General features: G+C 46.4%; 14 protein-coding genes. 3 read left to right on the top strand and 11 right to left on the bottom strand.

The features are described from left to right. Positions 1–20: 20 nt before the first annotated feature. The 10 genes from KO501_RS13625 to KO501_RS13580 all read right to left on the bottom strand — a co-directional run bounded on the left by KO501_RS13625 (position 21) and on the right by KO501_RS13580 (position 10051). Positions 21–1934 (bottom strand): monovalent cation:proton antiporter-2 (CPA2) family protein, encoded by a 1914-nt coding sequence (locus tag KO501_RS13625; RefSeq protein WP_216030217.1) that lies wholly within the window; start codon positions 1932–1934, stop codon positions 21–23. A 50-nt stretch (positions 1935–1984) separates the two neighbouring features. Next, the gene (locus tag KO501_RS13620) at positions 1985–3223 is read right to left on the bottom strand and encodes an insulinase family protein (protein WP_216030216.1); all 1239 of its coding nucleotides are present in this window, start codon (positions 3221–3223) and stop codon (positions 1985–1987) included. Between the two features lie 3 nt (positions 3224–3226). Continuing rightward, positions 3227–4351 (bottom strand): pyrroloquinoline quinone biosynthesis protein PqqE, encoded by a 1125-nt coding sequence (pqqE, locus tag KO501_RS13615; protein WP_216030215.1) that lies wholly within the window; start codon positions 4349–4351, stop codon positions 3227–3229. Then, entirely contained in the window at positions 4341–4607 is a 267-nt protein-coding gene (gene pqqD / locus KO501_RS13610) for a pyrroloquinoline quinone biosynthesis peptide chaperone PqqD (protein WP_216030214.1), read from the bottom strand. The genes pqqE and pqqD overlap by 11 nt, the downstream gene beginning before the upstream one ends. Beyond that, positions 4607–5365, bottom strand: coding sequence for a pyrroloquinoline-quinone synthase PqqC (gene pqqC, locus KO501_RS13605; RefSeq protein WP_216030213.1), 759 nt, complete (start codon positions 5363–5365; stop codon positions 4607–4609). Before pqqC ends, pqqD begins: the two co-directional genes overlap by 1 nt. Positions 5366–5392: 27 nt before the next feature. Then, on the bottom strand, positions 5393–6316 hold the full coding sequence (gene pqqB, locus KO501_RS13600; RefSeq protein ID WP_216030212.1) for a pyrroloquinoline quinone biosynthesis protein PqqB: 924 nt from the start codon (positions 6314–6316) through the stop codon (positions 5393–5395). A gap of 175 nt (positions 6317–6491) precedes the next feature. Then, on the bottom strand, positions 6492–6563 hold the full coding sequence (gene pqqA / locus KO501_RS13595) for a pyrroloquinoline quinone precursor peptide PqqA (RefSeq protein WP_216030629.1): 72 nt from the start codon (positions 6561–6563) through the stop codon (positions 6492–6494). Positions 6564–6697: 134 nt separating this feature from the next. Beyond that, a complete protein-coding gene (locus KO501_RS13590) occupies positions 6698–8179 on the bottom strand; it encodes a leucyl aminopeptidase (protein ID WP_216030211.1) in 1482 nt (493 codons plus the stop codon). A 100-nt stretch (positions 8180–8279) separates the two neighbouring features. Continuing rightward, positions 8280–9290: an NAD(P)-dependent alcohol dehydrogenase gene (locus KO501_RS13585; protein WP_216030210.1), complete on the bottom strand. Its 1011-nt coding sequence runs from the start codon at positions 9288–9290 to the stop codon at positions 8280–8282. A gap of 104 nt (positions 9291–9394) precedes the next feature. Then, positions 9395–10051 carry a nitroreductase family protein gene (locus KO501_RS13580; protein WP_216030209.1) on the bottom strand — a complete coding sequence of 219 codons (657 nt, stop codon included), beginning with the start codon at positions 10049–10051 and terminating at the stop codon, positions 9395–9397. Between the two features lie 115 nt (positions 10052–10166). Here KO501_RS13580 and KO501_RS13575 point away from each other — a divergent pair, with 115 nt between their 5' ends. Next, positions 10167–11096, top strand: a complete 930-nt coding sequence (locus tag KO501_RS13575) for a LysR family transcriptional regulator (protein WP_216030208.1) — start codon at positions 10167–10169, stop codon at positions 11094–11096. Positions 11097–11318: 222 nt separating this feature from the next. Continuing rightward, positions 11319–11537, top strand: a complete 219-nt coding sequence (locus KO501_RS13570) for a hypothetical protein (RefSeq protein WP_216030207.1) — start codon at positions 11319–11321, stop codon at positions 11535–11537. 61 nt (positions 11538–11598) lie between these two features. Here the strand turns inward: KO501_RS13570 and KO501_RS13565 are convergent, their stop codons facing one another. Then, on the bottom strand, positions 11599–12654 hold the full coding sequence (locus KO501_RS13565) for a methyl-accepting chemotaxis protein (protein ID WP_216030206.1): 1056 nt from the start codon (positions 12652–12654) through the stop codon (positions 11599–11601). A gap of 377 nt (positions 12655–13031) precedes the next feature. On the opposite strand from KO501_RS13565, the gene KO501_RS13560 reads away from it, so the two are divergent. Then, on the top strand, positions 13032–14915 hold the full coding sequence (locus KO501_RS13560) for a DUF885 domain-containing protein (RefSeq protein WP_216030205.1): 1884 nt from the start codon (positions 13032–13034) through the stop codon (positions 14913–14915). The last annotated feature ends 172 nt before the right edge of the window (positions 14916–15087 follow it).

Below are 15087 nucleotides of genomic sequence, written 5' to 3'. Positions count from 1 at the left end.
ACCGTTTGTTGCTACGGGGGTTATGGTGCTCTGTCACTGGAGCCTTTTGTTTTGTCACTTGCCGGCCCTCCAGAGGATTGGGGGCGGGCAAGTTTGTCGTCGGCATCTTCATTTAATGCTTGCTGAATTAACGATTCTAATTGGGCGAACAGCTTAAGGTAGTTGTTGTCTACCCGCTCACCACTGGCATCATCTTTCCATGCTTTGTATAAGGTATCACTTTGCTTGGCTTCAATGCGGTTATAGGCGGCTTTTTGTCTCGCCACCTGTAGATGATGGCGTCCAAGGGAACGTAAGGCTTCTGCACCTAACTCTAATGCAGAATGATAGGTTTCGGAGACGGTGAAATCTGCGCCTGCTTGGCGCAAACGATAGCCATGACCGCGGTCGAAAGCACGGGCTAGAACACGCACATGAGGGTGAGCATGTTTAATGTATTTGACCATCTCAACTGCGGTTTCACGGTTATTGATGGCCACCACCATTAACGAGGTTTGTTCGATGCCGGCGGTGTGCAGCATGTCAGGTTTAGACGCATCGCCAAAGTAGGCGTGGGTGCCAATCTTGCGCATGGCATCAATTTGTTCAGAACGAATATCCAGCACCACCGTTTTAAAATCGTTGGCAATAAGCAGGCGGTTTACGATTTGGCCAAAGCGACCGATCCCCGCGATGATCACCGATCCCGGCTGGTCGATGGTGTCAGCTTGACGTTCATTGCACTGGCTTTCTAATCGCGGCAGGATCACTTTATCAAATAGAATAAACAAGCCTGGGGTGAGGAACATAGACAGGGCAACAACCAAAGACAAGGTGGCAATGATTTCATTGGGTAGCACATTATTTTGTGCCGAAAAGCTCAGTAATACAAAACCGAATTCGCCGGCTTGAGCCAAGCTAAGGGTAAATAACCATTTATTGCCATCTTGTAAATTAAATACGCGGGCAATGATGTATAACACCAATGCTTTTACCGCCATAACAAGCACTGTAAGAGAAAGAATGAGAACCGGGGATTCGGTGAGGGCCTTGACGTCGATGCCGGCTCCCACTGTAATGAAAAACAGCCCTAGCAGTAAGCCTTTAAATGGCTCGATATTCGCCTCAAGCTCATGTCTAAATTCGCTGTTGGCTAATACCACGCCAGACAAAAAAGCCCCCAACGCTGGAGATAGACCCACTAGGCTCATTAGTGCGGCGATGCCAATAATGAGCATTAATGCGGTGGCTGTGAAAATTTCTCGTAAACCTGAGGAGGCTACAAATTTAAACAGCGGCCGGCTAAGGTAGTGGCCCCCTACGGTCACTAACGCCACCGACCCAATAATGATGAGCCCGTATAGCCAGCCGGGCAAGCCTTTAACAAGGCTGATATTATCGCCATCATGGGCCGAGGACTCTTGGGCCATGGCCGCCAATTCGGGTAATGCCAGCAAGGGAATAATGGCCAGCATTGGGATCACGGCAATGTCCTGAAACAGCAAAACCGAGAAAGCATTCTTTCCTCCTTCTGTTTGTTGTAACCCTTTTTCTTGGAAGGTTTGCAATACGATAGCAGTGGAAGACAGGGCGAAAATAAGCCCCACAACCAAAGCCACCGAGAGGGGCTGTCCTAGCGCGGAGGTTATGGCGCAAATAAACAAAGCGGTAAATCCTACCTGCATGCCACCTAGGCCAATTAAACGTCCTTTCATTGCCCATAGGGCTTTAGGTTCAAGTTCTAACCCCACTAGGAATAACATCATCACTACACCAAACTCAGCAAAATGCTGAATGGTGGTGGTTTCATTACCCACAAGATGTAGGACTGGACCGATAAACACACCGGCAATCAGGTACCCAAGTACTGAGCCTAAACCTAGGCGTTTGGCAACGGGCACAGCAATTACCGCAGCAATCAAGTAGATGAAAGCCTGTAAAAAATATTGTGTCATTTATCTGATCCTGAGAAACATCCTAATGGGATATGAACAACCTATTTAAACTAACCTAACAACTGAAGGAGGATCCAGTCTGCCCACTGCTGACGGTAGTTAACCTGCTTATCATTTACGCCAAATAGGAGGATCTGATCACCATGACGGGCAACGCCTAAGGCATAGCATTCCCCGGCAGTACGGGGCAACCAAAAACGACTGTCCATAATCAGATTGGGTAAGATGTGGGGATCTACGGCGTGTTCGGGAATGCCAAGATACCAGTCTTTCGACCCATTGACGGTTAGCCTATAGTTACAAAAGTGCGTCCATTGACGTTGCATGTAACGAGGAAGAGGCGGCAGATTGACCAACCCATCGGGAAAGGCTGCTAGCCAGCTTTCCGGCAGTGTGGCTTGGTCTGGATCCACCGTCATGATATCACAAGGTGGTGATAATCTTGTACTGCCATCGAACAAGTTATGGATAAAATTTGGCGGTATCCACGGTGCCTCTCGGGTAAAAATTGGCAGGTCTAAATGACGGTAGCGGGTCATGAGCCGATTGATGGTGGCAGAAAATTTGCTGTAATTGGCAACAGCGGGAGGCCGTTGTGTCAAAGCCGGTGTGAGATCGTCAAGTTCTGCCCCAGTAAATTGGCCCAGGGGCTCTTTTTGAGCGCAGGCGAGCAAAATATCTTGCACTTGGGTAGGCGTGGACAGGTTTGTGATAAGGGTAATATTTTCTGGTGTATACCAGCGTTGTTTATAAGCAAGAATGTGTTGTGTGCTTAAGGAGGCAAGCTCAGTGGAAAAACCGCCTGCGCACAAGGTTGCCACTTCACTTGCCGTGTAATTTTGTGGCGCATCTATCCACGATTTCACCGCTAAACGATAGTTTTTTTGTTGTTCATAAAAACCGAGTTCTTGGCGGATCACCCCGTCTTTTTCTAAGCGGATATCCGTTGTCGTGTAGTGTTGGTTAAGTATGCCCGCGTATAAATATTGTAGGGCTTCAATAAAATAAAATTGATGGGCCTCAATGCGAGGCATTTGGGCAAAGACAAAGGTCATATCTCCCTGCGTCGATGCATTAATCGATAATGGTGTAAGCGCCTGGGCAGCAAAAAGGTTGTGGGGGCTAGGATAAGACGAAGATGTGCGAAACAGGAGATGTTCGGCAACATGAGCGACACCGGTAAAATCGTAAATAGGCGTATTGATAACAAAAACGGCGGCGTAAGTATCAGGACACGGGCTATCAAACAATAGCCGTGTGCCGTTATCACAGGTCAATACCTCTGCCATCGGTTACAGTGTTACCACATCGATGCTGTTTTTTGGATCCCTTAACACCAGCGCTTTTTTCTGTTCTTGCTGAGACTGTGCGATGGCTTTTTCAATGGTATGGTGATGAGGGGATTTGGCGCACACCGGGTCGGCCTGAAACATGTCACCCGTTAACATATAAGCTTGGCAACGGCAGCCGCCAAAATCCTTCTCTTTTTCATCACATTGCGCGCACGGGGAGGGTAACCAGTCGGTGCCTCGAAATTGGTTAAAGGAAAAATCTTGATACCAAATGTCTGCTAACGACTTGTCTTGTACATTAGGAAAGGTCATGGGCAAGATTTTAGCGCTATGGCATGGTAAGGCCGCCCCATCTGGCGCCACGGTGAGAAACGTAGAGCCCCAGCCATTCATGCAGGCTTTGGGGCGATCGTCGTAATAATCCGGCGCAACGAAGATAAATTTGGGCCCTTTACCTTGTTGCTGTGCCCGAAAAGCATTTACTTTGGCTTCGGCGTCTACAAGGGCTTGCTGAGTGGGAAGCAGTTGATCCCGGTTTACATACGCCCAACCGTAATATTGTACCGTGGCTAATTCGACAAAATCCGCATCCAGTTCACAGCTTAATGCCAACACATCATCGATTTGATCGATATTTTGAGCAGTTAAGCAAAAATTAAGCACCATAGGATAGTCATACTGCTTAATTAACTTGGCTACTTCCAGCTTATTGGCGAAGGCATGGCGTCGGTTACCAATAAGATCATTGGTTTCGGCATTGGCGGCCTGAAAACTCAGTTGAATATGATCCAGTCCCGCTTCTTTTAACTTAGCTAGGCGCTTTTCTGTTAAACCAATACCCGAAGTAATTAGGTTGGTATAAAACCCCAGTTCACTGGCGTGGGCAACCATTTGCTCAAGATCTTTACGTAATAAGGGCTCGCCGCCAGAAAAACCCAATTGTACGGCGCCCATTTCGCGGGCTTCAGTAAGCACTCTCAGCCAGTGGGAAAGGTCTATTTCGTCTTGTTTGGCAGTGAGGTTTACTGGGTTTGAGCAGTACGCACAATGAAGTGGACAGGCGTAAGTCACTTCTGCCAGTAGCCATAGGGGAGGGCCTGGGGTTGCCGTCGTATCATTGTTCATAATGGATCCACTCTTTGTTTTCTGCTTCATCAAGAAAGCGGTGAATGTCTTCGCTGATGCTGTCTGGGGCATCAGGGAATTTAGCTTTTAGCGCACTAATGATGCCATCAACGGTGTTGTTGCCATCTACTTGTAAGAGTATTTCTGCGGCACTGGGGTTCAGCTTTACCATGCCTTCAGGGTACAGTAATACGTAGCAATCCTGGGCTTTTTCAAATTGTAATTTATACAGTTTATTGCGCATGGGCGTGGGCATTAAAACATCCCCTTATGACAGATGGATTGGTCCGCAATGCCGGTAAAAGGCTTTCGGTCAAATTCATAGGCTAAACTGATGGCATCGGCCATGGACCAGAGTACATCCAATTTGAACTGCAAAATATTTAATGCCTTTTCTTGTTGTTCTCGGCTAGTGAAATGATCCAGAGTAATGGCTAACCCGTGATCCACATCCCGTCGGGCTTGGCTTAATCGCATTTGAAAGTAACTAAAGCCTTGGCTATCGATCCAAGGATAGTGGGTCGGCCAAGTATCTAAACGACTTTGATGAATTTCCGGGGCAAACATTTCTGTTAACGATGAGCAAGCGGCTTCTTCCCATGTAGCGCGGCGGGCAAAATTAACATAGGCACCGACAGCAAATTTCACGCCGGGTAACAAATGGGTTTCGTCTAACAGCGCATCACGGCTTAATCCCACCGCTTCCCCTAGGCGCAACCAGGCCTCAATGCCGCCTAAACGGGGGTCGCCTTCTTCACCATCATGATCAAGAATACGTTGGATCCACTTTCTGCGGGTGGCCATATCGGGGCAGTTGGCTAAAATAGCGGCATCTTTCACCGGTATACAAACTTGATAATAAAATCGATTGGCCACCCAACCTTGAATTTGGGCTTTACTGCATTTTCCTGCATTCATGGCCTGATGAAAGGGGTGATAGATATGATAGTACTCCCCTTTTGCTCTGAGTTTTTGCTCGAAGGTTTCTTTGCTCCAAGGGACTTGAATTGACATGGTGTTCCTCTTTTCATCAAAGGTCAGTTACAGTTCGATGTGCATACCGTCGTAGGCCAATTCAATATCATTATCCAGCAAGTACTGGTGGGCGTCTGACGATTCATCAAGTACCGGGTTAGTGTTATTTATGTGAATAAGAATTTTCCTTTTAATGGCAAACCGATTTAATAATGCCACTGCACCATCCTCACCATTTACTGGCATGTGCCCCATTTGAGTCCCTAGACGTTGACTAAAACCATTGGTGATCATTTCGTCATCGAGCCACAATGTGCCGTCAAAGAGTACGCATTGGGCTTGGGCTAACGTTCGTTCTACTAGCGGGCTGGCTTGCACGCAACCTGGGGCATAAAAAACGATTTCGCCGGTGTGAGTGTCTTCAATATGCAAGCCGATGTTATTGCCAGGCACAATGTTATCTCGGTAGGCCGAATAGGGCGGGGCATTAGAGGCCAGCACAATAGGCTTGAAAATTAAGCCTTCGGCACCTTCTGGGGTAAACGCCGCTTTTTCGTCGGTGTCAATGGGCCGTCTTTGTAGGCCGCCGTTCCAATGTTTAAGCATGGGAAATAAAGGAAAGGCTTCGGTTAAATCTTCGTACACTACATCGGTGCAATACACTGGTAGCGGTAACCCTTCCCGTAGGGTTAATAAACCGGTTGTGTGATCAATTTGACTGTCGGTAAGAATAATCGAGCGAATAGCGGTTCCCCGTTGCTGAGTTTCACATTGGGGCCACAAAGCGGGGGTTTGGTTTATTTGCTGTCGAATGTCGGGGGACGCGTTAATTAATACCCAATCTTTGCCGTTGGCCGATACCGCAATACTCGATTGGGTACGGGCTTTCGCCTCAATGGAGCCTGAACGAACCCCTTTACAATTACGACAATGGCAATTCCATTGTGGAAAGCCGCCACCGGCTCCCGCACCGAGAACGCGTATATGCATACATCACCTGCTACATTGCCCGCTATTTTATTACGGGTGACAAATCAATAAAAAAGGTTGCACAAGGCAACCTTTATCATGGCGCGTCTTCTTCAGTACATTATCTGTACTGTAAAGAATTCGCAAGTTAGGGTTGATTAAATACAACCGTTAAAGGCTGTATCCTAGGCCACCCTTAACGGTTTTTAATATACAAAGTAACTTCAAATCCTAAACGCATTTCACTGTATTCGGGCTTTGTCCACATGATAGAGCTCCTAGTTTTTGTTAACGATGATTTAACATTCACTTCGATTATATGCCACGGTTTTTGGGAAAAATATAGTACTTTGGAGCTAGTTAAAAACGACTATTTACTACTTTAGGAGTACAAGGAAATGCCTATTCCTCTTCGCCAAGAAGATATTGAAATAATAAGGGAAGGGGACGCCCTGTGGCGCTGTTGCCTTTGCCATAGGTAAAACTGCTGCCGGCAACGTCGAGATGTGCCCATGGGGTATCACTGACAAACTGTTTTAGAAAACAGGCGGCGGTGATCATGCCCGGGGCATTATTTCCAGCATTACGCATATCGGCGCAGGTGGATTCAAGAGGGGCATCATAGTCGTCCCATAGGGGCATTTCCCAGGCTTTGTCATGGGCGGCGTCACCGGCCTGGGTTAGCGAGGCCGCGAGGGTGGAAGAGTTACTCATTAACCCACTAGCCGCATGGCCAAGAGTAGTGATGGCTGCGCCGGTAAGGGTTGCCACATCAATCATCACTTTGGGGTTAAAACGGGAGGCATAGGTGATGGCGTCACATAAAATGAGGCGACCTTCTGCATCGGTACTGATGACTTCCACGGTTTGACCTGACAAAGTAGTGAGAACGTCCCCTGGTCGATAGGCGTTGCCGTCAACCATATTTTCCACCGCCGGTACGATAACAGTGACGTTAAGGTTAAGATTGTAGTGAGCGATGGTCTCTATTAAGCCCATGACCGCGGCTGCACCAGCCATGTCGTAAATCATATTTTGCATTCCCGGCGCATGCTTAAGGGTAATGCCGCCAGTATCAAAGGTGACGCCCTTGCCTATAAACACGTAGGGTTGGGTCGTTGCTGTGGTGCCTTGATAATGGAGCGTGCACAGAAATGCTGGCTGCTCACTGCCTTTTGACACCGCAAGTAGAGCGCCCATGCCCATGGCTTTCATGGCGGGTTCATCAAGGATGTGGGCGGTAACACGAGAATAACGTTCGGCCAGGGATTGTGCGGTATGTACAAAGGTTTGTGGCGTACAATAATTAGATGGACCGTTAGCCAAGTCTTTGGCTAAAGACAATCCCTTGGCTAAGGCATTAAACTTTGCTTCTATGGCGTTGGCCTGTTTTTCAGAAATGGCCGTAGCTGGCGTAACATAAAGCCTGCTCAGTGCTTTACCTGGCTGAAATTGGGTTTTGTAGCGGGTAAACTGATAATGAGTATCCATTGTCGCCATACACGCAAGTTCAATACCGCTGATGGATGAAAAGGCACCATCAGGCACGGCGATAACAAGGTTTTCAACCTTCCACTGACCAAGCACCGTAGACAGACTGTCGAGGGCTTTTTTCCAGCCATATTCAGTCAATGCCTGTTTTTCGCCTAAGCCTAAAAACAAGACGTGAGAAAATGGACATGCAGGCAAATCGATTAAATACCGAAGGGTGTTTTTCGTACCGCTAAAGTCTTCTTTTTTAAGACAGGCTAGAGCAGCTTTCGCGGCCTCATCACCGAGGATACTGGAAGTCAGCGTCCCGGTTGAATTTTCGAAAACGGGAATAACAACCGTAGCGTTACAAATGCTGTGTGCTGTTAGAGGCGGTATAACGGTAATTTGCATAAACGGGGTGATACCAAAGAAGGGGTATTTGCTGCCATAGTGGCGAACAATGCAACAAAAAGCAAAACCGATGCACCAACAGGCATCGGTTTACAAAAGGTTACCAAGTTAGGCAAATTTTACCAAAATGACTACCGGATTGTTGATAGTCAAAGGCTTCTGCCAGCGCGTCAAAAGCAAAAGTTTTATCAATGATGGGCCGAATGTCACTGGCATTAAGGGCCTTGATATACTCCATTTGATCTTGTTTTGAACCCACAATTAAGCCTTGCAAACGAACCTGTTTGGCCATAATGGATGCGGTGGCAATATCACCTTGAAACCCGGTTAGTACCCCAATCAATGAAATGTGGCCGCCCACACGCACGGCCTCTATGGATTGGTTAAGGGTATTGGGGCCACCTAATTCGATAACATGATCCACGCCTTTGCCATGGGTAGCAGCAAGCACGGCTTCCGCCCAGTTGGGGGTGGTGCGATAGTTGATGGTGACATCGGCTCCCAAGGCTTTGGCTTTGCTCAGTTTGTCATCGGATGAGGAGGTGATGATCACCTTTGCGCCCATGAGCTTGCCAATTTGCAGGGCCGCTAGCGATACGCCCCCTGTACCCAGGGTTAAAATGGTGTCGCCAGCTTTAATTTTGCCATCGACAACCAGTGCCCGCCAAGCGGTTAAGCCGGCGGTGGTAATGGTGGCAGATTCCTCGTGTCGCCAGCCCTTAGGTGCATGGGTAAAGGCGCTAGTGGAACGGACAACATACTCAGCCGCCATACCGTCCACCCCATCGCCGGGTGTCTGGGCAAAGTTGCCTACCGGGGTGGTAGCCGGGCCGTTTAACCATTGGGGAAAGAAAGTTGAGACCACCGCATCACCCACGGCGAATTCCGTTACTTCTTCACCGACCTGTTCCACTATACCTGCGCCATCAGACATGAGGATCCGATCCGTTTCGGTAGGCATGTGGCCTTGGGCCACAAGAAGATCATGATAATTCAATGAACTGGCTTTGATCGCCACTTTAATTTCTGTGGGGCCGGGCACCGTTTCATCACGCTCACAAAGGGCGATCTGGTCTAGGCCACCTGGTTTTTTCAGTACGACTGCTTTCATTATTTTACTCAACGGTGGTTATATCACTGTTTGGCTAGGTTAATGCACAACGGCATAGCTTGGCTATTCAGCATCGTCATATTCACTATTACCCTAGCAACACATTATACGACGGTGATGATGTCATCTTTTGGTAAACGGGATTTTGGTAACTGAGCATTGTAATCTTGTTGTTCATCATGATAACCAATGGCCAATGCCACTTCACACACATAGCCGTCAAGTTCTTTACCGAAATAGCGGGCGATAAGATCTTTATCCACCCCTTCCATGGGGGTGGAATCAATACCTAACCTAGCTAATGTATGCATGGCATTGCCTAATGCTAAGTATGTTTGGGCCTTTGTCCACGCTGCATTTACGCCATTTTCGGCGGTATTAAGATCAACAAAAGCATAGGCGCCAAAGCCTTGCTCTCTGTCTTCTTTTTTCATCCGCCCGTCTGCAATTTGCTGATCCACAACCTTGGCATAGTCTTCACGGGTATAGCGAGGGTTGTAAGCGAACAAAATGGTATGTGATGCAGTTTTTGCGTGCTTTTGATTAAACTGAAATTTGTTTTCAAAGGTGTCATGAAAGCGTTGTTTTGCGTCTTCGCTCTCAATCACAATAAATTTCCATGGTTGGGAATTAATAGAGGAAGGCGATAACCTTAGCGCTTCGCAAAGTACCTCTAGATTTTGTTTAGAGACTTTGCGGGTAGCGTCATAATGCTTCACGGTATGGCGTTGATTTAGTTCGTCAATAATGGGGTGAGTCATAAATAATCCTAAAAATAAATGGGAAATATTGCATCAAGTCCGTGAAGTGTAACCCCTATTTATTCAACTAAAAACAATGTAAACTTTGAATTATTATCAAAAATAAATTGATATTATGAACGTAGAAGATCTTCGCATTGTTATAAATGTGGCAAAGTTTCAAAGTATTAAGGAAGCTGGCGAGCACCTATCGGTGCAAACCGCTACGGCTAGTGCCGCGGTAAAGCGAGTAGAAAAACACTTTGGTACAGAGTTGTTTATTCGTTCCACACGCCATTTACGGTTATCTCCTGCCGGTGAACGCTTTCTGCCTACCCTCGAGCATGCGTTCAACATGCTAGGCAATATTGAACAAGAAGTACGTAATCAAAAAGACCAAATCGAAGGCGAAATTCGTTTATCTGTTTCTTCGGATTTTGGCCGCAATAAGGTGTTGCCTTGGCTTGATGAATTTATGGCGCAACATCCGGCCTTGCGGGTGAAATTACACATCTCCGATAGCAATATCGATTTTTATCGGGATCCGGTGGATTTGGCGCTACGGTACGGATCGCCAAAAGATAGTCATTTGTACGGGTTTAAAATTTGTGATGTGCCGCGTATTTTGTGCGCCTCGCCTGCTTACCTGCAGAACGTTGGTACCCCCAGCGCTTTAGATGAATTGCAACATCACAACGGTCTACTTTATCAATTGTACGATAAGGTTTACGACCACTGGGCGTTGGAACACCAGGGACAAGTCACCAAGGTGAGGATGCATAGTAACCGAGCTTCCAACGATGCCGAGCTTGTTAGACGGTGGTGTGTGGCAGGAAAAGGGATCGCTAATAAATCCTTACTGGATATGTCAGATGATGTGCTGGCCGGTCGAGTCGTTCCGGTTATGCCTTCTTACAGCCCCCCAGATAGCCAGTTGTGGTTAATTTGTCCCACTAGGCAATTGATTACCCCATCGGTTCGTCTACTAAAAGAGTTTATAACCGTTAAATGTGAGCATATTTTTGGTCTGCTGAAACAACAAGGATATTTCCCCATTTCCCGCTAGTTAGGTGTTGTGAGCGTTATAACGTCGGGTTTTCTCTATGTAATAAATAATTCTCATTAATCTTGTAAGTTGGGCTATCTTTAGAATGTAAACATACTTGAAGTAGATCAAAGTATTTCATGGAATGTTTCTTTACAGTAGTACTCTCTTAATTTATTACTTTACGGTTTCTTTCGCAGGTAGTTCGTCGAAAGCCTTCAGGCCCATATCGGAGATATCAACATGACTGTATCTGCTATACATCGTTCACAAGCTGAACAAGCAATTAGAACAGACGACGCCCACGTCTGGTTGCAATGTTTTAGAATGTGCAAACGATGCCACCCCCTTTCAGACACATTAACGGAATATGAGTTTAGCGATGGTAGTAAAGTGATTCTCGATGCCAGTTATCCCTTTCCTCAACCAATAAAGTCAATGGCTGCATTACGTATTGCCTAACCACTTTATGTTCACTTTTAAGCCCTCCTAGAGGGCTTTTTTTTGTCTATAATCGATATTTTTAGGTATCTAGAAAGCGAGACAGCCGCGTGGTTGTGGTTTGCGCAAGGGCTTGTGCATCGATGGATTGCTGTCGAATGGTTTGTAGTTGTTGCTGCATATTTTCGCTTAGCGCGGTGATGTTATCAACGGCAGTTAGGGTGTCTTGGTATTGCCGTTTTAAACCGTCTACTTCCTCGGTAATACTGCCGAAATGCACCATGTTATTCTGAAAATCCTGGGTCATTTTTGTGAAAGTTTTCATGGTGCCATTCAGGTTTGTTTCCATTTGCTCCGAGGCGTGTATCAATTGCTCGGACTCTGCTTGAGTATCGTTCACCAACCGTTCCATGTCATTGAGAAACGCACTTATTTGTCCCGTGGCATTGGCGACTTTTCCTGACAGGGCTCGCACTTCGTCGGCCACTACCGCAAACCCCCGGCCCGCATCACCAGCTCGTGCGGCTTCAATGGCGGCATTTAACGCCAGTAAATTGGTTTGATCGGCAAATTCCTCTACCATTTTTAAAATATGTCTTACATTGCCAGCATTGTCTTGTAAACCATGAACGGTTTGAGAAAAGACCGAAAGTAAATGAGTGATTTTTCGCAATTGGGTTTGTGATTCATTCAAGGTGCAATTGGCTAGGTTGGCCGCAGATAAGTTATCTTTGTTGCTCAACGCCACCTCTTCACTATTTTTGACTATATGTTCAATACCCTCATTGACTTGCCGTGTTTTAGCGGCGACTTCGTGGCTGTAGGTTTTTTGGTGTTCAGCTTTGTTTGATGCATCATCCACCATGGTGGCCATTTGCTCGTTGGTTGTAGACGTGCCCTCAGCCTGATGTTGAATTTGTGACATCAGCGTATTTAGATTGTGGGTAAATAAATTATAGGCGTCGGAGAGTTCTCGAAACTCATCTTGGGTAAATGCCGGCAATTGGGTACGTAAATCCCCTTGGGTGTGATTTATATTGTGCAAGGTGTCTAGCAAGGCTCTCACTGGACGCACAATAAGGTATCGTAAATAAAACAGGGTAAATACAAAGCCTGCCATACTGACCACAATTGCCACAATGAATGCCGGTTTGAAGAGGTCATTATGGGCGTTGTTTATATCGGAAAATGCATAAAAAAGCAGCGAGAAAATGACGAGCTGAAGCACAAATAGGAAGCCAATGTTGCCCACTATTTTTCTGTTTAGTGTATGAAAAAAAGTTTTCTCAATGTATTTGTAAAACGTGAGGAACATACTCATGATAACTGGATAAGAAAGAACACTACGATAACCCATTAAAAAAACAAATGTCGACTGCTTGAGCCCACAAAGGGCCCAAGAAGAAAATAAATTGATATAAATCAGAGAAAGTACATTTGTCGGCGCCCAGGTGAGTAAACCACCATCAGCCCATTAAATGTTCAATAAATAACATATTCATATCAGGGGATTACATGAAGTTAAATGCCATTGCACTTGCTCTATTGGTTACCGGAAGCCTTAGTGGCTGTCAGCCTTCCACGCCCGAAGCAGGGGATTTGCCAACGCAATCCGAAGAACAAGTGAATGCGGCTCGCATGCTGCTAGATGAACAAGTGAATTTATATACTCAAAAATTTTTACGCCAACAGCCCACATTAGCCACAATGTTGGCAATCGAACAAGAGCAGGCGGGGGGAGAGTACAATAGCCGTTTTCCTGATTACACCGTTAGTGGCCTTGAAAGATTACAACAAACCATGCAAGAAGCGCGACAAGCGATGAGCAATGTAAAAACCGCGCATTTAGATGAAGACGCTAAAATGCATCAGCAGATCCTCACAAATATCTTTGAATATTATACCGGCGATGTGGATTTTACCGGCGGTTACATTGATACCTGGGGAGGACACCTACCGTACATTATCAATCAAATATCTGGGCCCCTTATCGATGTGCCAAAATTAATGCAGGTACAGCAGTCGGTATCTAATGAGGTAGAAATTGAGGCTTATTTAACCCGGTTGGCCAATATGGGAGAGTTTGTTGACCAGGTGGTAACGAAATTTAAAGCCGATGAAGCCAATGGGATCATCTTACCGAAAAAGCTCCATCCGAAGACGCTGGCTTTCTTTAACCGTTTTTTAGAAGCGCAACCGGCTAACCATGAATTGGTGACCACCTTTGCCAATAAGCTTGGGAAAATAGACGGGATAACCGAAGAACAAAAAGCAATCTGGACGGCACAAGCGACAGAGCTGGTTAAATCGGTGGTCTACCCAGCCTATAACCGCGCCAGAGATGCGGTAGTAGAAAGTGAGCGCAAAGCCAGCAACAATGATGGCATCTGGTCCCAGCCCCAAGGCGAGGAATTTTATACCCATCAGATCCGCTTCTTAGGTGATTCAGAGATGACCGCCGAAGAAATTCATCAACTAGGGTTATCTGAAGTGGCGCGTATTTCTAGCAAAATGGATGGTATTTTGCAGGAAAATGGCTATGGCGAAGGTACTGTGGGGGAGCGAATGAAAGTCCTCGCCACCCTTGACGGTCAGGTGTATGCCGATACCGATGAAGGCCGCCAAGCGCTGTTGGAATACTTAAACGAGCAAATTCATCAAGTAATGGATAAAGCGCCAGAGTTTTATGGAACATTACCAAAACAAAATGTGGAGGTAAGACGGATCCCCCCGGTATCCGAAGCTGGGGAAGCGGGAGGCTTTTACTCGCCGCCTTCCTTGGATGGCACCCGACCTGGCATTTACTGGATAAATCTTCGTGATATGGCGGCGGTGCCTAAGTTTGGCCTTAAAACTCTTACCTATCATGAAGCGGTGCCTGGCCATCACTTTCAAATCGCGTTAAATATGGCGCAGCAGGATATTGGAATATTGCGTCAAAACGCCCCTTACAATGCTTATGTTGAGGGGTGGGCGTTATATTCAGAATATTTTACAAGTGAGTATATGGGCATGTATGACAAGGATCCGTTAGGGGATCTTGGACGCTTGCAAGCCGAACTTTATCGCGCCGTTCGATTGGTGGTAGATACGGGCTTACACTATAAGCATTGGACGCGGGAACAGGCCATAGACTATTTCCATACCACCACAGGTACCTCGTTGTCAGATGTGGTCCCCGAAGTTGAGCGTTATATGGCTTGGCCGGGACAAGCGCTAGGTTACAAATTGGGTATGCTTACGTTTGTGGAGTTAGAGCATAAAGCAAGAACGGCATTAGGGGATAAATTTGATGTTCGCGCCTTCCATGACCAAATCTTACTACCAGGAGCTCGCCCTATGAGTATGGTGAAGGAACAGTTGAATCGCTGGATTGTAGAACAACAGAGTGAGGGGTAGTTGAGGATACCGATGAAGTAACCTAATTGCCTTCTCCCATTCATGCCGTTCATCTTAGGTGAGCGGCATTTTTTTATGATGACAAGGGCAATGGGGGATAATAAAAAACCATATTTGATTAAATATCCATCGCCTTTTTAAGGCGTAAAAATAAAAATTTGCTTTTTTGAAA

Source organism: Alteromonas sp. C1M14 (genome assembly GCF_018860965.1).
Classification (GTDB): Bacteria; Pseudomonadota; Gammaproteobacteria; order Enterobacterales; family Alteromonadaceae; genus Alteromonas.
This window is presented reverse-complemented; position numbering and strand designations above follow the sequence as displayed.